Origin of the sequence: Pseudomonas sp. HMSC063H08 (genome assembly GCF_001813645.1) — a bacterium.
GTDB lineage: Bacteria > Pseudomonadota > Gammaproteobacteria > Pseudomonadales > Pseudomonadaceae > Pseudomonas > Pseudomonas aeruginosa.
The window spans coordinates 100,647-120,975 of record NZ_KV813429.1; the positions used below are offsets into that span (position 1 = coordinate 100,647).

Here is a 20,329-nt window from a genome sequence, read left to right on the forward strand (position 1 = left end):
GCGCTCGCACCTATCCCAGGAGTCATCGCATGTCTCGTCCGTTCCTGCGTCGCTTGGCCATCGTGTTTGCCGCTTCCGTCGTCCTGTCGGGCATTGGTGGCGCACAGGCCGAGGAGGTCCTGCGCATCGGCTTCCAGAAATCCTCGACTCTGCTGACCCTGATCCGCAGCCAGGGCACCTTCGAGCGCGAGTTGGCCAGGCAGGGCATCCGGGTGTCCTGGCATGAGTTCCCCAGCGGCCTGCCGTTGCTCGAATCGCTCAATGTCGGCAACGTCGATCTCTCCGCCGACGTCGCCGACACCGTGCCGGTGTTCGCCCAGGCGGCGGGTGCTCGCCTGACCTACTTCGCCCGCGAAACACCTTCGCCCGCGGCGCAGGCGATACTGGTCGGCGAACATTCGCCGCTGAAGTCCCTGGCCGAGCTGAAGGGCAAGCGCATCGCCGTGACCAAGGCCGCCGGCAGCCACTACCTGCTCATCGCCGCGCTGGCCAGCGCCGGGCTTGAGTTCTCCGACATCCAGCCAGCCTACCTGACGCCAGCCGACGGCCGCGCCGCCTTCGAGAACGGCAAGGTCGACGCCTGGGTGACCTGGGACCCCTACGTGGCAAGCGCCCAGCGCCAGCAACGCGCGCGGGTACTGGCCGACGGCCAGGGCCTGGCCAGCTACCAGCGCTACTACCTCGCCTCCAGCGACTACGCCAGGAAACATCCTGAAGTGCTCCAGCAGGTCTTCGCCGAACTGCAGCGCACCGGGCGCTGGCTCAAGAGCGACCCGGCCGACGCGGCCAAGGTGCTGGGGCCGCTGTGGGGCAATCTCGATGCCGCTACCGTCGAGCAGGCGAATGCGCGGCGCAGCTACGACGTACAACCGGTGAGCGCAGATGGTCTCGACGAGCAACAGCGCATCGCCGACGCCTTCCACGCCCAGGGACTGCTACCCAAACCGGTGGATGCGCGCGCCGTGGAGGTATGGCAGCCGCGGCACTGAGCGACGCAGCTGCCCTGTGATGCGCGGCACCGGCGGCCAGCGTAGCTTGCCGCTGGCGCGCGTCCTTCAGGCCAGCCCATAGCTGATCTGCTCGGCCTTGACGTGGAACGCCTGCTCACGGCTCGGAAGATGCTGGTTGGCATCGGCGTTGCCCTGGCGCAGGCGTTCGGACCTCAGCGTTGGCAGGCGGAACACATCCTGCCGCTCGGTCTGCAACGCATTGCCGCGCATCAGTTCCATCAACGGAACCTGCATGGCCGGGGTGCTCTGGCCGAGGAAGTAGTTGGGCACCTCGTCGCACCACAGCAGCATGTAGTCGCTCACCGCATCGTGCTCGGCGTCGAGCACCACGTACTCGACGCGGTGGCGCAGGACCACTTCGGCGTCGATGCTCCAGCGGGTGTCCACGGTGAACAGCGGAACGTGCTTTTCCACGTCCACCAGCAGGCCATTCACCGCCTTGCAGCCGGACTTGCGGCAGGCCACGTGGTAGCGCTTGTCGGGGAGGGGGTGACGCGCCACCACGTCGCGCCCGCCAAGCAGGTGCAGGTCGAACTCCTTGATGCGGATGTCGATCAGCTCGCACGGCAGGTCGAACCCCGCAGGCGTCAGCAGCCTGGGGCAGAAATGGATAAGCATGGTTTTCTCCATCAGGCATGCCCGGGGCTTTCCCGCCCAGGGGGAGAGGTATCTCTATCGATCGGTCGCGGGTCAGACGGCAAGCCGCGTCCTGACGGACGAGGCAGAGCCTCGCCCGGTGAAGGGCGCGAACGCCGGTTCTGGCGGACCTCGCTGGATTTTTCTGGCTCCGGGCGCTCCCGTGCTTCCAGGGGCGTCTCGGACGGGTTTCAGCTCCCGGTCTTGACTCGGCTCCAGACCCGGGTACGGATTCTCTCGACCTTCAGTGGCAGGGTTTCCAGCGGGAAGAGGGTCGCCATGGTTTCCTTGCTCAGGTAAACCGCCGGGTTTTCCCGCAGCTTCCGCTCCACCAGCGGCAGCGCCGCCTGGTTGCCATTCGGATAGCCCACGTAGTTGGAGGTCCTGGCGATGACCTCCGGACGCAGCAGGTAGTCGATCAGCGCATAACCCTGCTGCGGATGCGGTGCATCCTTGAGCAGCACCATGTTCTCGGCCCAGACCAGCGAGCCTTCCCGGGGAATGCTGTAGGCGATATGGCGACCGTTACCGGCCTGTTCGTTGTTGACCTGGGCCATGTAGGCCGTGCCCTGCCAGCCGACCACCACGCAGACGTTGCCGTTGGAGAGGTCGGTGTCGACTCTGGAGGAGTCGAAATAGCGAATGTAGGGGCGAACCTTCAGCAACAGTTCCTGGGCTTTCTGGTAATCCTCGGGATTCTGGCTGTTGTGCGGCAGGCCCAGGTAGTTGAGGGCGATGGAAACCAGCTCGGTGGAGGAGTCCAGCGTGGCCACGCCGCACTGGCTGAGGCGGGAGATATTCTCCTCCTTGAAGACCAGGTCCCAGGAGTCGACCGGCGCGTCGGGGCCGAGCAGCTTACGGACCTTGTCCACGTCGTAGGCGATCCCGGTGGTTCCCCAGAGATAAGGTACGGCATAGCGATTGCCGGGATCGTTGGCCTGAAGCTTCCCGAGGATGTCCGCGTCGAGGTTCTTCCAGTGGGGGAGCCGATCGCGGTCGAGTTCCTGGAGGACGCCTGCCTTGATCAGTCCGGGCAGGATGTTGGAGGTGATCACCACCACGTCGTAGCCGGAGCGGCCGACCATCAGTTTGCCCTGCGCGGTCTCGGCGCTGTCGAAGGTGTCGAGGACGACACGGGTGCCGGTTTCCTTCTGGAAAGCCTTGGGCGTTTCCGGGGCGATGAAGTCATACCAGTTGTAAAGATGGACGCTGGTTTGCGCAGCCCATGCACTGTCCGCCGCTGTCGCACCGATCGTCGTCAGGATCGATAACGCCAGTGCACAAACTTTTTTCATTGGATTTCCTTTCCGAAACGAAACAAGTTGGATTTTGCACCTACCAGAACTGGTAGTTCTGACCTGTGGCTATCTTCGAAGGCATCGATATTATGCACATTGGAACTCTTCATGACATAACGCCGAGTGACTAATCCCAGAGGAGTAGTTGTGTGGATATCGCATTGCACGGCGGCGCCTGGCACGAGTCACTGGGAAAGTTGCTCGAAGCGCTGGACCGGCCGTTCTTCTGGCGGATCCTGGCGCAGACCCTCGGCCAGTTCGCCCCCGTCGACAACTGGGCGGCCCTGATATTCAGCGACTCCAGCCCCTTGATTCTTTCCTTCATGGAAGAGGAGATAGAAGAAATCGAGCCGGACCCGCTGATCAGTCGATATATAACCGGACTCTATCTGCAAGATCCTTTCTACCAGGTATCCAGAAACTGTCGGCGCGGCGGGCTTTTTCATCTTGCGGATATCGTCTCCGAAGATTTCGAAACGACCGAGTATTACAATGCGTACTTTGCGCATTATGTGGTGACGGACGAAGTTCAATATAACGTCCCGCTGGATGGTGAAAGAACCCTATGCCTGTCGTTGGGCAGCGAGAGCCGCTTCGGTGCCGAGCAGATCGCGCTGTTCGAGCTGCTTCGCCCGTGGGTCATCGCGCTGATGAAAAAACGCATCCACTTCGAGGATGCGGTCAGGGAGGAGGCGAAACCGATCGCAGCGGCGGAGGTGGAAGTCCAGCCCTGGAGAGGGTTGATATCGCCGCTGACCGCGCGGGAGTCGGATGTCATCCGGCTGATGCTGGATGGATACTCGAACAAGGAAATAGCGGATCGGCTGACGCTGTCGATCGCCACCATCAAGGTGCATCGCCGGCACATCTACGCGAAGCTGAACGTGAAGTCCCACTCCGAGATATTCGCGCTGTTGATCAACCCGCCCGCGCCGCGGCTCGCCGACGCACGCTAGTGCGCCGCCTGCGGAGGAACCCGGGCGCATAAGGTTATGCGAAATTCATATTGCCCGACGCTGAAAAAGCCGGCGTCGGATTGCACTCATGGGCGAATTCCATCCAGGACGATTCGACCATGCCCGATGTACGTCTTTCCTCTCGTTCGTTGACCCCCGTGCTCTGTGCGGTGGGGCTCGCCTGCGCGCTGCAGGGCGAGGTGCAGGCCGCCGACGGTGGGCCGCGCGACGCGGCCACGGCGCCCCGGGTATTCGACATAGCGCCCGGCGAACTGGCCGAGGTGTTGTTGAACATCGTGCGCCAGGGACACGTGCCGATCGCCTTCGACCAGCGCCTGGTGGCGGGGTTGCGCGGACCGGATATCCGCGGCCGGCTCAGTGTCGAGGACGCCTTGCGGCGTGCCCTGGCCGGCAGCGGGCTGGCATACGCGCAGGACGAAAGCGGTGCCTTCGTCCTGCGCGGCGGACAGGCGCCTGTGCAGGAGACGCGAGGTGCGGCGGCGGCACCGACCTTGTCCACCGTGGTGGTCACCGGCACGCGCAAGAGCGATGTGAAGGCGCAGGACAGCCTGAGCCCGATCGATGTGGTCAGCGCTACCCAGCTACGCAGCAGCGGCGCGGTCGACCTGCGCGATGCGCTGGTCAAACTGCTGCCCTCGCTGACCCGCCAGGCCCAGCCGTTCAACGCCTCGGCGTTGACCCACACGCAGTCGCTGCGCGGGCTGAGCCCCAACCATGTGCTGGTGCTGGTGAACGGCAAGCGTCGCCACGAAACGGCCAATCTCAATATCAGCGGGGGGCTGGAGAAGGGCTCCACCGGCGTCGATCTGGACACCATCCCGATCAACGCCATCGAGCGGGTCGAGGTGCTGCGCGACGGCGCCTCGGCGCAGTACGGTTCGGACGCCATCGCCGGGGTGATCAACGTCATCCTCAAGTCCGCCGACCACGGCGGGTCGGCGGCCGCTGACGTGGGGCAGACCGGCGACGGCGACGGCTTCACCCATGGCGGCGGGGGGAACATCGGACTGGCCTTCGGCGATAGCGGCTTCGTCAACCTCACCGCCGAATATCGCGAGCAGGAGCGCACGATGCGCAGCGGCATCGATGAGCGCACCGGTCGGCGCGACAACATTTCCATGGGCGATCCCGCGTTCCACCGGCAATCGTTGGCGCTCAACTCCGGTTTCGGGTTGGGCGACGATATCGAGGTGTACGGCTTCGGCACCTATACTCGGCGCAAGGCCTCCTCGGCGGCCAACTATCGCCTGGCTTCGGTGGCGCCGACGCTGTATCCGGACGGCTTCACGCCGCGCCCGAACAGCGACGAGGACGACTATGCGTTCCTCGCCGGGGTGCGCGGCGAGCGTCTGCTGGATGCCTGGCACTGGGACCTGAGCAGTGGCTACGGCGCCGACCGTCCCAATATCGGCATGACCCAGTCGGTGAACGCGGCGATCTACCGTGAAACCGGCAACAGCCCGAGAAGCTTCGACCTGGCGCGCTACCGCAACAGCCAATGGACCAGCAACCTGGACCTGGGGCGGGAATTCCAACTGGATTTCCTCGCCGCCCCGCTGGCGCTGTCGCTGGGCGCTGAATACCGGCGGGAAACCTACCGCATCGACGCCGGCGACCCGGCGTCCTACTACAGCGGCGGGGCGGAATCCCTGGCTGGCCTCTCGCCGCTCAGCGAGGGGCAATGGTCGCGGCACGCCTGGGCGTCCTACCTGGACCTGGGTACCTCCCTGACCCCGGCCTGGGAGGTCGACGTGGCGGTGCGCCACGAGAAATTCAGCGACTTCGGCAGCACCACCAACGGCAAGTTCGCCACCCGTTACCAGTTCGATCCGCGGGTGGCGCTGCGCGCCAGCGTAAGCAGCGGGTTCCGCGCGCCGTCCCTGGTCCAGGAGCACTACACCGGCCTCAGCGTCGGCCCGACCATCGCCCTCGGCCTGCTGGCGGCCAACTCGCCGGCAGCGAAGATGCTCGGCGCCGACGAACTGCAACCGGAGAAGTCGACCAGCTTCAACCTTGGCCTGGTACTCAACCCTTGGGAAAACGTCGGGCTGAACATCGACGCCTACCAGATCAGCATCCGCGACCGCATCGTCGACAGCGCCACCTATTCCGGCCAGGAAGCCATCGATGCCCTGGCCGCGGCGGGGATCTCGTTGCCGGCCAGCGCCAGTACAGTCAGTACCCATTACCTGGCCAACGGTGCCGACACCCGCACCCGCGGTGTCGACATCACCGGTCACTACCTCGTCGCGCTTGGCGAGTACGGGCAGGTCGACTGGGAACTGTCGGCCAACTTCAACCGCACCACCTTGCGCAAGAACCATCGAGGCGCCAACGGCGAACCGCTACTCAATGCCCAGCAGGTCGCCTGGATCACCAGTTCCACCCCGCGCAGCCAGGTTTCCCTCGGTGGCACCTGGAGCCGCCAGGACTGGGAGGTCAGCCTGCGCCTGACGCGCTACGGCCGGACCAGCTCGGAACTCGACTACACGGTAGGGCCGGACGCCTGGTCGACGGAGAAATTCAACCATTTCGTCAACGACCCGAAGTACATCACCGACATCGCCGCGCGCTACCGGCTCAGCGCTGACCTGACGCTGACCGCCGGCGCCGACAACCTGTTCGACGTCCGTCCGGACAAGCTGCCCGCGCAGAACACCACCTATGGCGACGTGCTGCGCTACGACACCTATGCCTCTCAGATCGGCTTCAACGGCGCCTTCTACTACCTGCGCGCGGCCTACCGCTTCTAGAGGGCCAGGCGTGGCGCAACGAGAATTTTCCGCGACCAGCGGCGGCGTGCTGCTGGCGTCGGTGGTGGCGATCATGCTCGGGCCCACCGGCATCCTGCTGAACACCTTCAGTCTGTTCATCGCACCGATGAGCGCCGAGTACGCCTGGGACCGCGCCGAGGTGTCGTTGCTGGTGACGCTGTTCGGACTGGCGGTCGCCATCACCAGCCCGCTCAAGGGCTGGCTGATCGACCGTTGGGGCGCGCGGCGGACAATGCTCGGGCTGACCGCGGCCCTGTCGCTGCCGCTGCTCGGCCTGGCGGCGGTGAATGCCGTCTGGCAACTCTACGCGCTGTTCCTGCTGATCGGCCTGCTGGCGCCAGGCAACCTGCCTTACGGACGTATCCTCGGACTCTGGTTCCGCCACCGCCTGGGCGTGGCCTACGGCCTGCTCGGCCTGGGCTTCGGGGTGGGCGGGCCGCTGGGCCTGCTGGTCGGCCACCAGAGCCTCGAAGCGTGGGGCTGGCGCGGCGCTTTCCTGGTCTACGGCGTGCTCGAACTGGGCCTGGCGCTGCCGCTGCTGGCCTGGCTGTTCCGCGAGCCAGCGCCGGGCGCTGGCGTGGCCGCCGGCACGGCCGTAGCGGAAACCGCGCTGAGCGGATCGACGGCGCCCCAGGCCTGGCGCAGCGCCAGTTTCTGGCTGGTGCTGGGCAACCAGGTGCTGGCGGTGTTCGTGATGTCCGGGATCATGACCCATGGTGTGCCGATGCTGGTGGAGCGCGGTTTGTCCCGGGGCGAGGCGGGCACCGCGCTGTCGGCGTTGTGGGTCGGCATGATGCTGTCGCAGCCGCTGATGGGCTGGCTTCTCGACCGCGTGGCGACGCCGCGGGTGGCGTTGCCCTTCGCCCTGGCGGCGGTGCTCGGCATGGCCTGGTTCCTGGTGGGCGACACACCGAGCGGTCTATGGCTGGCGGTGTTCCTGGTCGGCCTGGGCGGAGGAGGGGAAAGCGGCACCACCAAGTACCTGTTGATGCGCTACTTCGGCCTGCGCAGCTTCGGTGTGATCTACGGTTCGATCCAGCCGTTCACCTTCGCCCTGTCGATCAGTCTCGGCGCTTACCTGCTGGGCTGGCTGTACGACCGCGCCGAAGGCTACGGGACGGCCGAATGGGTGCTGCTCGCGGCTTTTTCCCTGGCTGCGTGCAGCCTGTTCGCCTTTCGCCCCTATCCGCAGAAATTGCCCTGAGGGGAATCATGCCGGCTAGCGTTCGCCCTGGCGCCGCGCGGTCTTGCCGCCGATGCGGGTCTGGCGATAGTCGTTGGCGCACTGTCCCGTCCAGCGGCGGAAGGCGTGGCGAAAACTGGAGGTATCCATGTAGCCCAGCCTCTCGGCGACTTCCTCGATGCGCAGTCGCTCGTCCCGCAGCAGTTGGCGCGCCCTGTCGTGGCGGACCAGGTCGAGCACTTCCCGGTAGTTGGTGCCCTCGTCGGCGAGCCGTCGGCGCAGCGTCCGCTCGGTGACCTTCAACTGCCGGGCGACCCAGGCGATGCTCGGGTAGCGGTCCTGCAGCACCTCCAGCAGTGCCACGATGCGTTGGCGGTAGCCGCCCATCTCGCGGGTGACGCGGGTGTTGAAAGCCTTGCTGCCGAGCGCCAGCGAGGCCTGGAACACGGCGGAGTTGGCAGTGGCGATCTCGGCCTCGAGCAATTCCTCGGGGAGGGTGAAGGTGATGCCTTCGCCGGCGAAATACACCGGCACCCGGAAATACTCCTCGTATGCCCGCACGTCGCCGTTCCTTTCCGGGAGGCGCAGGCGGACCAGTTCCAGATCGCCCAGCAGCAGGTCGCGGAACACCGCGTAGGCGGCCGACGCCAGGACGTTGGCGTGGTACAACCGGGCCAACTGCGGCCAGTCCGGCTTGTCCTGCAGGTCGATATCCACATCCACGGTGTCGCAACTGGAACGTCTCACCGCGATCCCGCGGATGTCCTTGCGGAACAGCAGCATGTTGGTCTTGATCAGTTGCAAGGCTTCGCCCATGGTGCCGGCACTCTGCAGCGCCAGCCCGGCGACGCCATAGTCGGAAAGGCGGTAGTGCTCCCCCAGGCTCAGGCCTTCCAGGGGGGAGCGCCCGTTCAGCACGATCCACTCGTAGAGCGCTTCGCTGGGCAGGCGCGGCTCGGCAGCCGAACCCTGGCGCATGTCCGGAGGCGTGATGCGTTGCACGGCGAGGTAGTTGTTGAGTGGTCGCCACTCGAAATCGTACTGGATGTTTTCGGACGGGCTCATCGGTTACCTCTTGCACGCGATGCTATCGCCCTGAAGGCGTCAGGGCTTCGTTATTCCATGCGGATGTCGTTTCGGTTGATTTTCGTACGCTGGGCTTCCGGCAATCACTACCTTGCGTAAGGGGTTGACAGGAGCGGGGTCTGCGTATAGTCGCGCCTCCGCGACGCCGTGCCGATCGGTCGTGCATGCTCGCCGTGGCCCGGCCGAACGCTGCCGTCCCGGCCACTCTCGCCGGGGTGGCTGCGCCTGGATGATCGTCGTGGGCGATGGTGGCGCGGGCCGATCGCCGTGAGCTTCAAGCGCCATCGCCGTTTGCCGGCGCTCGGGAGGCTGCTGGCCAAGGAAAACCGTAGCGCCGCGGCGGGCGGCTGCTAGCGGGGATTTCCGGCCACGCGTGCCGTGCCCGGGCCACGCTTGCCTTCCCGGCGCGCCGGACTTCCGGTGGCCGGGAGGACAGGAAAAGCGAGCGGCGAGGTGTCGGCGAGCAGGGTCAACTCGATCTTCTGATAGGGTCGGTGGGCTGTCCGGGGCGGCTAGGATGGACATTTTCATCGTCTCGGGCAGGCCTGTCGCGACCGCGCGAAGTCGCGACGGATGCCGCTGCTAAGGAGCAACGGATGACCGTTCTTATCCAGGGGGCCGGGATCGCCGGCCTGGCGCTGGCGCGCGAATTCACCAAGGCAGGCATCGACTGGCTGCTGGTCGAGCGGGCCAGCGAGATCAGGCCCATCGGTACCGGCATCACCCTGGCGAGCAATGCGTTGACGGCGTTGTCCAGCACCCTGGATCTCGACCGGCTGTTCCGCCGTGGCATGCCGTTGGCCGGCATCAACGTATACGCCCACGACGGTTCGATGCTGATGTCGATGCCTTCCAGTCTGGGTGGGAGTTCCCGCGGCGGCCTGGCGTTGCAGCGCCACGAGCTGCATGCGGCGCTACTGGAGGGGCTGGATGAGTCGCGCATTCGGGTCGGGGTCTCCATCGTGCAGATCCTCGACGGACTCGACCACGAACGCGTGACCCTGAGCGACGGCACTGTCCACGACTGTTCGCTGGTGGTCGGTGCGGATGGCATTCGTTCGAGCGTGCGACGTTATGTCTGGCCGGAGGCGACCTTGCGTCATTCCGGCGAAACCTGCTGGCGCCTGGTCGTTCCCCATCGGCTGGAGGACGCCGAGCTGGCGGGAGAGGTCTGGGGGCACGGCAAGCGCCTCGGCTTCATCCAGATCAGCCCGCGCGAGATGTATGTCTACGCGACCCTGAAGGTGCGCCGGGAGGAGCCCGAGGACGAGGAGGGCTTCGTCACCCCGCAACGGCTGGCCGCCCACTACGCGGACTTCGACGGCATCGGCGCGAGCATCGCCCGGCTCATACCGAGCGCCACCACGCTGGTGCACAACGACCTCGAGGAGTTGGCCGGCGCCTCCTGGTGCCGCGGACGGGTAGTGCTGATCGGTGACGCCGCACACGCCATGACGCCGAACCTGGGGCAGGGCGCGGCCATGGCCCTGGAGGACGCCTTCTTGCTGGCGCGCCTGTGGTGTCTGGCGCCGCGCGCCGAGACGCTGATCCTGTTCCAGCAGCAACGCGAGGCGCGGATCGAGTTCATCAGGAAGCAATCCTGGATCGTCGGCCGCCTTGGTCAATGGGAATCGCCCTGGAGCGTCTGGCTGAGGAATACCCTCGTTCGCCTGGTGCCGAATGCCAGTCGCAGGCGCCTCCACCAGCGTCTTTTCACCGGTGTCGGTGAGATGGCCGCGCAGTAGCCGCCGGTGCCAGTGGCGTCTTGGTCGCCTGTTTTCGACTTCGGCGATGGTCGCTATGGAGAAGTCCCGGGCAACCAGGGCGCTTGCGCTTTACCAGGCCCGGCGTCGCTGGGCTCTCCACAGGTTCGCCGGTTTTTGCTGCGATCCGGTCTGCCGCTCGCCGGGGGCTGGCGGTATACTTCGCAGCGCCCGTTCGATGCCGTCGAATGATGTTTCCATGACGCTTGATTTATGACGCCTTTGCGCCAAGCTAGGTCATGGGATGGCTTTCTGTTAAGGTTGCCGAAATCTCCTGGGGGCCCGTGTGGGCGGTTGTCTGCTAATGCGCGACGAGGTGCAGCGTGATTAAGGTGCTGGTGGTCGACGACCACGATCTGGTACGCACCGGTATTACCCGCATGCTGGCCGACATCGAAGGCTTGCAAGTGGTCGGCCAGGCCGACTGCGGTGAAGACTGTCTGAAACTGGCCCGCGAACTGAAGCCGGATGTCGTCCTGATGGACGTGAAGATGCCCGGTATCGGCGGCCTGGAGGCAACCCGCAAGCTGCTGCGCAGCCAGCCCGACATCAAGGTCGTGGTAGTCACCGTCTGCGAAGAGGATCCGTTCCCCACCCGCCTCATGCAGGCCGGCGCCGCCGGCTACATGACCAAGGGCGCGGGGCTGGAGGAAATGGTCCAGGCGATTCGCCAGGTCTTCGCCGGCCAGCGCTATATCAGCCCGCAGATCGCCCAGCAACTGGCGCTGAAGTCCTTCCAGCCGCAGCAGCACGATTCCCCCTTCGATTCGCTGTCCGAGCGCGAGATCCAGATCGCCCTGATGATCGCCAACTGCCACAAGGTGCAGAGCATCTCCGACAAGCTGTGCCTGTCGCCGAAGACCGTGAATACCTATCGCTACCGCATCTTCGAGAAGCTCTCGATCACCAGCGACGTGGAGCTGGCGCTGCTCGCCGTCCGCCACGGCATGGTCGATGCCGCCAGCTAGATGAGCGCCGTTTTCAACGCGAGCGCCTTCCTCGCTACCTGTAGCAATCGTCCGGGCGTCTACCGCATGTTCGATGCGGACGCCAAGCTTCTCTACGTGGGCAAGGCGAAGAGCCTGAAGAAGCGCCTGGCCAGCTATTTCCGCAAGTCCGGCCTGGCGCCGAAGACCGCTGCGCTGGTGGCGCGCATCGCCCAGGTGGAAACCACCATCACCGCCAATGAAACCGAGGCGTTGCTGCTGGAGCAGACGCTGATCAAGGAGTGGCGGCCGCCCTACAACATCCTGCTGCGGGACGACAAGTCCTATCCCTTCGTGTTCCTCTCCAGCGAGGACGAGTATCCGCGGCTGTCCCTGCACCGTGGCGCGAAGAAGCGCAAGGGGCGTTACTTCGGTCCCTATCCGAGCGCGGGAGCGATCCGCGAGAGCCTCAACCTGCTGCAGAAGGCGTTTCTCGTCCGCCAGTGCGAGGACAGCTATTTCCGCAACCGTACGCGGCCCTGCCTGCAATACCAGATCAAGCGCTGCAAGGGGCCCTGCGTGGGGCTGGTCAGTCCTGAGGAGTACGCCGAGGACGTGCGCCACTCGGTGATGTTCCTCGAAGGAAGGAGCAACGCGCTGGCCGACGAGCTGAACGTCGGCATGGAGCAGGCGGCGATGCGCCTGGACTTCGAGAAGGCGGCGGAGTTGCGCGACCAGGTGGCGATCCTGCGGCGGGTCCAGGACCAGCAGAGCATGGAAGGTGGCAACGGCGACGTCGACATCGTCGCCGCCATCGTCACCCCTGGCGGCGCTTGCGTACACCTGATCAGCGTACGCGGCGGACGGGTGCTGGGCAGCAAGAACTTCTTCCCGCAGGTCGCGATCGAGGAGGAGGTGGGCGAAGTGCTGCTGGCGTTCCTTGGCCAGTACTATCTCAGCCACCAGGAGCGCGACCTGCCGGCGGAGTTGATCGTCAACGTGACGCACGAGGATTTCCCGGTGCTGGTTTCGGCGATCGCCGAAGCGCGAGGCCGCGAACTGGAGATCAGCTACCGGGTGCGTGGTACCCGCGCCCGCTGGCAGCAACTGGCGGTGACCAACGCCGAACAGGCCCTGGGCGCACGCCTGGCCAACCGCCAGCATGTGGCGGCACGCTTCGAAGCCCTTGCCGAGGCGCTCGACCTGGCGGAGCCGCCGCAACGCCTGGAGTGCTTCGATATCAGTCACTCCAGCGGCGAGGCCACCGTGGCTTCCTGCGTGGTGTTCGGCCCGGAAGGGCCGCTGAAGTCGGACTATCGCCGCTACAACATCGAAGGCGTCACGGCCGGCGACGACTACGCGGCGATGCACCAGGCGCTGACCCGCCGCTTCAGTCGCCTGAAGGACGGCGAGGGGAAGATGCCCGACATTCTCCTGGTGGATGGCGGCAAGGGGCAATTGGCCATGGCCCAGGAGGTGCTCCAGGAACTGGCGGTCGCCGGTCTGATCCTGCTCGGCGTGGCCAAGGGCGTGACCCGCAAGCCGGGGCTGGAAACCCTCTACCTGAACGATGCCTCCCACGAGTTCACCCTGCCGGCCGATTCGCCGGCGCTGCACCTGATCCAGCAGATACGTGACGAAGCGCACCGTTTCGCCATCACCGGCCACCGTGCGCGGCGCGGCAAGGCACGGCGGACGTCGACGCTGGAGGATGTCCCCGGCGTCGGCCCGAAACGTCGGCGCGACCTGCTCAAGTATTTCGGCGGGTTGCAGGAATTGTCGCGGGCGAGTATCGATGAACTGGCCAAAGCCCCCGGTATCAGTAAAAAGCTTGCCGAGCAGATTTATGCCGTCCTGCACAGCGAGTAGAATGCCGGCTCACCTCGCAGCCTAGATGGTCCGATGAATATCCCCAATCTGCTCACGTTACTGCGCGTCCTGCTCATTCCGATCTTCATTCTGCTGTTCTATCTGCCGACGTCTTGGAGCTACCTGACCGCCAGTGCCGTGTTCGCCCTGGCCGCCGCCACCGACTGGCTGGACGGCTACCTCGCCCGGCGCCTCGGCCAGAGCACGCCGTTCGGCGCCTTCCTCGACCCGGTCGCGGACAAGCTGATGGTGGCGGTTGCGCTGGTCCTGCTGGTGGAAGAGCACGCCAACCTGTGGCTGACCCTGCCGGCGGTGATCATCATCGGCCGCGAGATCGTGGTTTCCGCCTTGCGTGAGTGGATGGCCGAACTGGGGGCGAGGGCTCAGGTGGCGGTGTCCAACCTGGGCAAGTGGAAGACCGCGGCGCAGATGCTGGCGCTGGTCATTCTCCTGGCGAATCCGCCGCTGATGACCTTCTGGGTGATTCTCGGCTACGTGCTGCTGATCATCTCCGCGGCGCTGACCCTGTGGTCCATGGTGCACTACCTGCTGGCCGCGTGGCCGCATCTGTCGACCACCCCGAAAGAGAAATAAACTTTTTTGAATCAAGGAGTTGACACGGCGCCGCGATGCTATAGAATGGCGCCCGTCACCAAGACGATGCGGGAATAGCTCAGTTGGTAGAGCACGACCTTGCCAAGGTCGGGGTCGCGAGTTCGAGTCTCGTTTCCCGCTCCAGATATAGATCCACAGGCTTGCCTGTAGATCATTGAAAAAAGGGCCTTAGGGCCCTTTTTTCGTTTCGGCGGGTTCCATCGGCCCGGCATCGGCCAGCATCTTCTAGTCCATTCTTTAGTGCATCAGTGCTGGGCGGCGGCTACAGATCGTCTATCCCTTGATCCGCGCAATAGAGCATTGAGCATGGTGCGTTGCCATTCGGCATTCGAAGGCCACCGGCAAGGTCCATATAGCCTTGGTCATCGATGGCCTTTCCCTGGCTGTTTCGCCCGAGGATGGCAAGAGCCGGCATTTCCACTATCGCTGGAAGGACAAGCAAAAGGCGCTTGGTCGGGCAGCTATCCTGAAGTCGCTCTCAAAGAGGCTCGCAGCCGATGCGTCGTGTCCGCGAATTGATCGCATGCGCTCGGCTCTTGCGAGCAACGGACACAGGAGTGCCGGGAAGCCCGGTGTGTGGAAGGGGCGCCTTCTCGAAGATACATCTACCGAGTCATCGGAATGCCCTGTCGCATCGACGACCCGGCATTGGGTCGGTTCCCGCGATTTGACCCGTTCATGCGGTCGATGAGTTACGCGCAGAGCGAGCCCCCTTATCTCTAGGTATTCAACTTAGGCGGAGCCGACGGGGAGGCGCTCATTCCGGAAGCTGGTGGGCATCGGCGTCGCCTCATCGATGCGTTGGTTGTACCGCAGTGTGGGCCGGGTTCGGTTCGACCGACCGGTTCTGCTGGGTTAGTTGTACTCCAGGATGTAGGTCAAAATGGAGTCAGCTTTACCCGCGGTGATTTTTCCGCCAGTGGCGACATAGCGAGCCGATCCCACAAAGCGGTACATCTCCGTCCCTGCACCGCTGGCCAGCCAGTCCAGGGGCAGGGCCCTGGCTTGGGTGAATGGCAATGCCGCTCCCTTACTGGACGTCAACGAAATGCCGACTCCTTGGGCTACACCGGCTTCTCCTCTGCCTGTGAGGTTCAACAGGCCATCCTGGATCGAGTTGCCTTCAAAGTAGACCTTCACAGGAGGTTTGACACTCGGATTGAGCCCTTCGCACACAACATCCAGTGAAAAGCCATGATCTGGCACAGCCCCTCTTTTGATGTCATACGCCGTTGGGCGCCCCATGTTGACATCAATGGTCGACTTTTGTGTGCTGCACGTGGTGAAGAAAGCGTTATGTTCAAGCGTTGCGCGAAGGTTATATCCCTCTATGGTGAATTCAGCCCTGGATGGATTTGTGTAGTTGGTATCGATGAAAAAATTGGTTGAGTAGTTAAAAGGGGAGATGTCTCCCTTTCCTACCCCCATTGCGGTTCGGATGAAATCAACTACGAGAACAGTGGGCATATAGCGCATGGTGCCGATGTTGCCCGTGGGGTAGGTGGCGGGAGCTGCTGTCGGTTCGGTCCAGTTATAGCGTGCTCGGTGTCCAATTCTGATACCGACCCCTGGCACTCCAGACTCATAGAGGCCATTTCCATCTATTGGAATGAGGGTCGTTTTGGGAGCTGTAAAACCGAATTGTCCGGGTTTTCCGTCACTTCCGCACCACGCCCAGCCACCTAGAGTTTCTCCTGAGCCGACTTGCACGGTCATTGTTCCCATCGATTTACCGATCGGTGCGTGCTTCAAGGTGAAAACGGATTGGAGGCTCTGTATCGGCAGGGGGGTCTTGGTAGGTAGTTCAGGCTTGCCGCAATAGGCCACCGAGGAGAGCGACCAAAGGCATCCAGCGGTCGATATACCAATGCAGAAGAGTAGCTTGACGTGTGCGGGGGCTGGCTTTTTCACGGGAACCCTTGAACTCGTAGGTTGATTTGCTCGCGCTGATTATTCCATCCCTGGTCTTTTAACTGAGACAGGACCGGTCCGGGGGGCTTGTATGAAATTTCTTAACTTTCTGATTGGAAGTAACGCTGGAATCTGATCCTCTCAACCAGCCATAACACTTGAGGTTGCGCAGGTCTCTGGCGGGAATGCTTGCCAGGCGTAGTGCCTCGCATCCTGTCGGCGGATTCATCGCAAGGCGGTCTTCCTGCGATGCTATGGGGCAGGAGCTGCGGCCGCAGGATGAAGCGTTCGTGGAGCGGCTTCGGGAAAAGCCGTGGCGCGGAAGGCTGGGAAAGGAACTCATGGGAAGGGCCACGCAATGGCTGCCTGGCGTTCCTCGACGGTGCCTGCCTGTCCTGTCTCGAAGACTAGTCCTTAATTCAGTCCATCGATCCGAGGTGAGTGCAAGGCTCTCCTTTGGAGTCAGTATCATGGAGGCTCGTTTCCCGCTCCAGGATATCGATATGCAGATTTCACCAAGTTCTGCAGAACCTCGAAAAGGATCGAGAGGCCCTTTTTTCGTATCAGCGTAAAAACACCGGCAGCCGCTCGTTTCCGCCACGGCTGTCTGGGAAAAATACCCGTTCACCTGCTAACATGGCGACATCGGTGCCGATGTGTCCGCAGGCTCTGGGCGCGGATGCCATGCCCTCTATCCGGCCGGAGAACTTTGCCATCGAAGACTCGACATGCTGACAAGGTCGTTGCTGTCCGCGGTCTTTTGCCTGTTGCCGATCATCCTGCAGCCGCTGCCCGTCGCGGCCGAATCCATCCTGCTCGATGGTCGTATGACGACAACGACGCGCCCCTGGCTCGACAAACGAGCCAGGCAGTGGCTGGATGCCCGGGAGCCGCTGACGATAGGCGTGGTTTCTCCCGACTATCCGCCGCTATCCATCTTCTACGCAGGTTCCTACAAGGGCTTCACGGCCGATTACCTGGCCCTGGTGTTCGAGCGGCCGTTGCGCGTCAGGGACTTTCCGTCGCGGCAGGCGGCAATCGCTGCGTTGTCGCGGGGAGAGATCGATCTGCTCGGTGTCGGTAGCGAGGTCGAGGCCCGGCAACACGGATTGCTGGCATCCGCTGCGTATCTTTCCGACCGGCCGGTACTGGTGTCTTCCAGCGGCGCCCCGTTCGATTCGCAGGCGGAGTCCTGGCTGGCCACGGTCAAGGGTTATCTTCCCGCCGAACGTATCAAGGCCGCCTATCCGCACAGCAAGGTCATCTGGTTCGACTCGCCGCAGCTTGCCCTGGAAGCGCTGAGCATGGGGGACGTCGATGGCGTGCTGGGTGACGCCGTCTCCGCGCACTATCTCATCCAGACCCATTACCTGCTGAACTTGCGTATCGAGAACTTCGCGCCCATCGACAGCCAGGGTTTCCGTTTCCTGCTCCGGCCGGGGGATGAGCCTCTGCTCGCGGTCCTCGATCGAGCCCTGCCGCGTATCAATGGGCGCTACGGCGACGAACTGTTGCGCAGTTGGAGCGCCGGGCGGCGCCTGCGTTTCGACGAGCCCAGGGTGACGCTTGCGCCGGCGGAACAGCGTTGGCTCTCCACGCATCCGGTCGTGCCGGTGGTGATCAACCATTCCCTTGGCGCGCTCGGGCAACTGGATAGCGAGGGGCGGCTGAGCGGTATCGGGCGTGACTATCTGGACCTGATCGGCAAGCGCAGCGGCCTGCAGTTTTCCTTCAGCGGAGCCCGAAACTTCGTCGAGGCGAAACGTCGACTGGATGCGGGCGAGGCGTTGGTTACGCCGACCATGCCCTCGACGGAGCGTCTCGATTCCGGCCTCGAGGTCCTGACTCCCTACCTGCGTAGCACCACGGTGCTGATGAGCGCCAGCCGGGGCGGCCGGGGCGAACGGCTGGAGCGTGTCCATGGCCTCGCGGATCTCGACGGCAAGCGATTGGCCACGACGGTTGGCTATTTCCTCAACGACACCATTCGGCGCGATCACCCTGAGATCAAGCTCCAGGTCTATCCGACCTTTCTCGCCGCGATGCAAAGCGTCGATGCCGGACAGAGCGAGGCTTCCATCAGCAGCGATTACACCGGTCGCTATCTGTCCGCCCAGCATTTCGACAACCGGATCCAGGTCGTCGGTATCCTCGATGATCTCTCCATTCCGATCAGCATCGGTGTGGCGAGGAACCAGCCCGAGCTGCAGGGCATCCTGGAGAAGGCGCAGCTGGCGATCGCTCCGGAAGAAGTGGCGGAAATCCTCCACCGCTGGGAGCCTCGCTTCGCCAAGGGAGGGACGGACTTCTGGCGCGATCACCGGAGCAAGATTCTGCAGATCGGCGGATTGTTCGGCGTACTGATTTCCATCTCTCTCATCTGGGGTTTCTACCTGATGCGCCAGGTGCGCAAGACCCGCCAGGCAGAAGAGCAAGCCGACGCTGCTAACCGTGCCAAGAGCGTGTTTCTTTCGACGATGAGTCACGAGATCCGCACGCCATTGAACGCGGTCATCGGCTTGCAGGAGCTGGTGCTGAAAAAGGGCGAGAAGGGCGTGTTGGATCTCGATTCGCTGAGCATCGCCCAGGAAGCTGCCCAGGGGTTGCTGCTTCTGCTGGGCAATATTCTCGATTTGTCGCGGATCGAATCCGGTCGGTTCGATTCCGCTCCCGAACCAGTGCTTCCTGGCGAGTTGATCAGAGGGATCCTGCCGCTGGTTGGCGGGCTGACGCGGCAGAAGAATCTTTCCCTGGCACTGGAACTCGACGGGGATCTCGAGCAGTGGGTGCTGGTGGATCCCCTGCATTTCAAGCAGGTGTTGTTCAACTTGCTGGGCAACGCCATCAAGTTCACCGAGCGCGGTGGGGTAACGGTGCGGGCGGTGGGGCGGCGCGAGGCGGAGAGGCTTCATTTGCTGCTCGAGGTAAGCGACACCGGCCTCGGTATTTCGGAGGAGGACCAGGCCAGGCTGTTCCGGCCATTCTCGCAGGTCGGCTCGCCTGCGCTTGGCCAGGCGTCCGGCAGCGGCCTGGGGTTGTACATTAGCCGACGCCTGGTACACCTGATGGGCGGCCAGATCAGCCTGCGCAGCGAGCTGGGCAACGGCTCCTGCTTCTCGGTCGAGTTCGATCTTCCGCTGACCGAACCTCCGCCCAGCGAGTCCGCCGAAGCGCGTTCCGGAGTTGCCGAGGTCGAGGAGCGGAAAGAGGCAAGGGCGCTCTCGATATTGCTTGCGGAAGACCATCCGTTCAATCGGCTGACCCTGACCATGCAATTGGAAAGCCTTGGGCACCGGGTGACCTCCACGGAAGATGGCGAGGAAGCATTCGAACGTTGGCAGGGCGAAGACTTCGACGTCGTGATTACCGACGGCATGATGCCGCGGATGGATGGCTACGAGCTGGCGCGACGGATCCGCTCGCAAGAAGCCCTTGGCGGTCGGCGTCGCTGCTTGGTGATAGCACTTACCGCCAGCGCCGAGAAGGATGCGCTGGAGCGTTGCCTGGCTGCCGGCATGGACCGGGTCCTGTTCAAGCCGACTACGCTCGATGAGCTCGCTCGGGCGCTGAACGGGGGAGAGCCGCTCATGCCTACGAGCGTCGATTCGCAATGAAAGTGCCCGACTGGTTGCCGTTTTGCGTGCCGCGAGCGGATGTATCGGGTAATCTCTCGCAGAAATGAACCAGCACTAGTGAAGCGAACGATGGGTTTTGAACAACTTGCCGAGCTGAGAGACCGTCTGCGCGCACAGGCGGCGCAGGCGAAACCGGCTCAAACCAAAAGCTCCGCGGGACGCGCGAAGAAACGTGAAGCCGTCGAGCCGGGAGTCGAGGCTATCTGGAGGCTGCAACGGCATTTCCCGCTGGCGTTTCCGAAAAGCCCCGCGGCCAAGGTTCCGCTCAAGCAGGGCATCCTCCAGGATGCGCAGCAGCACCTCGAGCTACTGGGAATCACCGCCGAACAACTGAAACAGGCCATCGCCACCTGGTGCCAGGGCAGCCGCTACTGGAGTTGCATGGTGGAAGATGCGCCGCGGCTGGATCTGCAAGGCCAGGTTGCCGGCAAGGTAACCGCCGAGCAGGCGGTGTATGCGCGGCGGCAGGCGTCTCGCCGGCAGCGCGAGCAGATGCGCGAGAAGCGCGCCAAGCGTGCCCAGGCAGGTAGCGAAGCGCCGGCCGCCACGGAGGCGCCGACGCCTGAAGCGCCCGCAACCGAAGCGAGTCCCGAGGCGAACTGATCGCCGGGGCAGGGCGCGTCGGATCCTGGCGCGCTCCTCGGTT

13 protein-coding genes, 1 tRNA gene and 1 pseudogene are annotated in these 20,329 nt (G+C 63.9%); 11 read left to right on the top strand and 4 right to left on the bottom strand.

Annotation, left to right across the window (positions count from 1 at the left end; genetic code table 11):
• Positions 1–29: 29 nt before the first annotated feature.
• Positions 30–989, top strand: a complete 960-nt coding sequence (locus tag HMPREF2924_RS12495; protein WP_003130948.1) for an aliphatic sulfonate ABC transporter substrate-binding protein — start codon at positions 30–32, stop codon at positions 987–989.
• A 66-nt stretch (positions 990–1,055) separates the two neighbouring features.
• On the opposite strand, the gene qteE is transcribed toward HMPREF2924_RS12495, so the two are convergent.
• Positions 1,056–1,628 (bottom strand): quorum threshold expression protein QteE, encoded by a 573-nt coding sequence (qteE, locus tag HMPREF2924_RS12500; RefSeq protein WP_003090369.1) that lies wholly within the window; start codon positions 1,626–1,628, stop codon positions 1,056–1,058.
• Between the two features lie 209 nt (positions 1,629–1,837).
• Positions 1,838–2,941, bottom strand: a complete 1,104-nt coding sequence (locus HMPREF2924_RS12505; RefSeq protein WP_003090368.1) for a polyamine ABC transporter substrate-binding protein — start codon at positions 2,939–2,941, stop codon at positions 1,838–1,840.
• A 152-nt stretch (positions 2,942–3,093) separates the two neighbouring features.
• Between HMPREF2924_RS12505 and vqsR the strand changes: the two genes are divergently transcribed.
• From vqsR to HMPREF2924_RS12520, 3 genes are all read left to right on the top strand, one after another.
• Positions 3,094–3,900 (top strand): transcriptional regulator VqsR, encoded by an 807-nt coding sequence (vqsR, locus tag HMPREF2924_RS12510; RefSeq protein ID WP_003130951.1) that lies wholly within the window; start codon positions 3,094–3,096, stop codon positions 3,898–3,900.
• 119 nt (positions 3,901–4,019) lie between these two features.
• The gene (locus tag HMPREF2924_RS12515; protein WP_003130953.1) at positions 4,020–6,674 is read left to right on the top strand and encodes a TonB-dependent receptor; all 2,655 of its coding nucleotides are present in this window, start codon (positions 4,020–4,022) and stop codon (positions 6,672–6,674) included.
• 10 nt (positions 6,675–6,684) lie between these two features.
• Positions 6,685–7,899, top strand: coding sequence for an MFS transporter (locus HMPREF2924_RS12520; RefSeq protein ID WP_003130955.1), 1,215 nt, complete (start codon positions 6,685–6,687; stop codon positions 7,897–7,899).
• A 15-nt stretch (positions 7,900–7,914) separates the two neighbouring features.
• Here HMPREF2924_RS12520 and HMPREF2924_RS12525 read toward each other — a convergent pair whose 3' ends face one another.
• A complete protein-coding gene (locus HMPREF2924_RS12525; RefSeq protein ID WP_003130957.1) occupies positions 7,915–8,943 on the bottom strand; it encodes an AraC family transcriptional regulator in 1,029 nt (342 codons plus the stop codon).
• Positions 8,944–9,560: 617 nt separating this feature from the next.
• On the opposite strand from HMPREF2924_RS12525, the gene pqsH reads away from it, so the two are divergent.
• The 5 genes from pqsH (at position 9,561) to HMPREF2924_RS12550 (ending at position 14,260) form a co-directional block, all read left to right on the top strand.
• On the top strand, positions 9,561–10,709 hold the full coding sequence (gene pqsH, locus HMPREF2924_RS12530) for a 2-heptyl-3-hydroxy-4(1H)-quinolone synthase (protein WP_003119987.1): 1,149 nt from the start codon (positions 9,561–9,563) through the stop codon (positions 10,707–10,709).
• 341 nt (positions 10,710–11,050) lie between these two features.
• Positions 11,051–11,695, top strand: a complete 645-nt coding sequence (gene uvrY, locus HMPREF2924_RS12535) for a response regulator transcription factor GacA (RefSeq protein ID WP_003090351.1) — start codon at positions 11,051–11,053, stop codon at positions 11,693–11,695.
• Positions 11,696–13,522 carry an excinuclease ABC subunit UvrC gene (gene uvrC / locus HMPREF2924_RS12540; protein ID WP_003130959.1) on the top strand — a complete coding sequence of 609 codons (1,827 nt, stop codon included), beginning with the start codon at positions 11,696–11,698 and terminating at the stop codon, positions 13,520–13,522.
• 33 nt (positions 13,523–13,555) lie between these two features.
• Positions 13,556–14,116 carry a CDP-diacylglycerol--glycerol-3-phosphate 3-phosphatidyltransferase gene (gene pgsA / locus HMPREF2924_RS12545; protein WP_003090349.1) on the top strand — a complete coding sequence of 187 codons (561 nt, stop codon included), beginning with the start codon at positions 13,556–13,558 and terminating at the stop codon, positions 14,114–14,116.
• A 68-nt stretch (positions 14,117–14,184) separates the two neighbouring features.
• Positions 14,185–14,260 (top strand) — tRNA-Gly (locus HMPREF2924_RS12550).
• 732 nt (positions 14,261–14,992) lie between these two features.
• On the opposite strand, the gene HMPREF2924_RS12555 is transcribed toward HMPREF2924_RS12550, so the two are convergent.
• Positions 14,993–15,853 carry a fimbrial protein gene (locus HMPREF2924_RS12555; RefSeq protein ID WP_225319081.1) on the bottom strand — a complete coding sequence of 287 codons (861 nt, stop codon included), beginning with the start codon at positions 15,851–15,853 and terminating at the stop codon, positions 14,993–14,995.
• A gap of 831 nt (positions 15,854–16,684) precedes the next feature.
• On the opposite strand from HMPREF2924_RS12555, the pseudogene HMPREF2924_RS12560 reads away from it, so the two are divergent.
• Both HMPREF2924_RS12560 and HMPREF2924_RS12565 read left to right on the top strand, forming a co-directional pair.
• Positions 16,685–19,662, top strand: a pseudogene (locus HMPREF2924_RS12560) (response regulator).
• 90 nt (positions 19,663–19,752) lie between these two features.
• The gene (locus HMPREF2924_RS12565) at positions 19,753–20,286 is read left to right on the top strand and encodes a ProQ/FINO family protein (RefSeq protein ID WP_003090076.1); all 534 of its coding nucleotides are present in this window, start codon (positions 19,753–19,755) and stop codon (positions 20,284–20,286) included.
• The last annotated feature ends 43 nt before the right edge of the window (positions 20,287–20,329 follow it).

What these genes read in the sequence shown, in the direction of transcription:
- HMPREF2924_RS12495 (WP_003130948.1), top strand. Translation starts at nt 30, where the DNA reads ATGTCTCGTCCGTTCCTGCGTCGCTTGGCCATCGTGTTTGCCGCTTCC.
- qteE (WP_003090369.1), bottom strand. Translation starts at nt 1,628, where the DNA reads ATGCTTATCCATTTCTGCCCCAGGCTGCTGACGCCTGCGGGGTTCGAC.
- HMPREF2924_RS12505 (WP_003090368.1), bottom strand. Translation starts at nt 2,941, where the DNA reads ATGAAAAAAGTTTGTGCACTGGCGTTATCGATCCTGACGACGATCGGT.
- HMPREF2924_RS12515 (WP_003130953.1), top strand. Translation starts at nt 4,020, where the DNA reads ATGCCCGATGTACGTCTTTCCTCTCGTTCGTTGACCCCCGTGCTCTGT.
- HMPREF2924_RS12525 (WP_003130957.1), bottom strand. Translation starts at nt 8,943, where the DNA reads ATGAGCCCGTCCGAAAACATCCAGTACGATTTCGAGTGGCGACCACTC.
- pqsH (WP_003119987.1), top strand. Translation starts at nt 9,561, where the DNA reads ATGACCGTTCTTATCCAGGGGGCCGGGATCGCCGGCCTGGCGCTGGCG.
- uvrC (WP_003130959.1), top strand. Translation starts at nt 11,696, where the DNA reads ATGAGCGCCGTTTTCAACGCGAGCGCCTTCCTCGCTACCTGTAGCAAT.
- pgsA (WP_003090349.1), top strand. Translation starts at nt 13,556, where the DNA reads ATGAATATCCCCAATCTGCTCACGTTACTGCGCGTCCTGCTCATTCCG.
- HMPREF2924_RS12555 (WP_225319081.1), bottom strand. Translation starts at nt 15,853, where the DNA reads ATGACCGTGCAAGTCGGCTCAGGAGAAACTCTAGGTGGCTGGGCGTGG.
- HMPREF2924_RS12565 (WP_003090076.1), top strand. Translation starts at nt 19,753, where the DNA reads ATGGGTTTTGAACAACTTGCCGAGCTGAGAGACCGTCTGCGCGCACAG.